Annotated in this window: 1 protein-coding gene; it reads right to left on the reverse strand. The window is 36.7% G+C overall.

Features of this window, described 5'->3' with window-relative positions:
* Positions 1–136: 136 nt before the first annotated feature.
* Entirely contained in the window at positions 137–736 is a 600-nt protein-coding gene (locus H4O20_RS13175; protein WP_139856765.1) for a hypothetical protein, read from the reverse strand.
* Positions 737–754 lie beyond the last annotated feature (18 nt).

Below are 754 nucleotides of genomic sequence, written 5' to 3' on the forward strand. Positions count from 1 at the left end.
ACAACGGTCCGGCTAAGAAACGTAGGGCTTTCGAAGCGATCGCTGTCCACAGTTACCAAAGTTTACTATGTGTACGAAACTTTCTAAAAGCCTTATCTGCCCTATGTTTTCTTAGCCATTGTTGTGGCTAGTTTTTTTATTCTTTAAATTCAATTTCTTTGAGTCTTTCTAACTCCATATAACTGTCTGGCATTTTACTGAAAGTCTTGTCAGCTCGGTATTTGGTAAATAACATATTGTTTAGGTCGATTTTCCATTTTGTAGGGACAAACCTTTCATCAACTAGGGTAAATCCTAGAATTTCAACTGTACTATCAGTTAGCCAATTAGCAGTCTCCGGATAACAATCTGTTCCGCAAAAAAGTAGAGTTGTTGCATTGGAGTCATTTGTTTTTACTACTTGAACTTTACGATCAATCTCGCTCCCATAAGAAATCAACTTTCCGTTTTCTTTTTCTAGTACTAACGAGTAGCTATCTAAGTCGATAAAATAAGAAGAGTCTTGTGAATATAGTCTGAACGGTTTAAAAAGCTCTTGATATTCTAAGTTCAGATCGTACGGATACCACTCCACCTTTTTTTCAACATCATCTCCAAATTTTGTAAAGTCGGAGTGATTGAGGTTGTGAAATTCTAGCCATTTACCATACTCAGTCAACTCCTTGGTCGGCATGCCAAATGACAACAGAAATACTGCCGTCAGAAATAATATGATATATGGTGTAAGTCTTGTCATTTCAAATTAGCCACAACG

This window comes from Aequorivita sp. 609 (genome assembly GCF_014212065.1).
In the GTDB taxonomy this organism is placed as follows: domain Bacteria; phylum Bacteroidota; class Bacteroidia; order Flavobacteriales; family Flavobacteriaceae; genus Aequorivita; species Aequorivita sinensis.

Excerpts from the sequence above, each read along its gene's own strand:
- H4O20_RS13175 (WP_139856765.1), bottom strand. The coding sequence starts at position 736 with ATGACAAGACTTACACCATATATCATATTATTTCTGACGGCAGTATTT.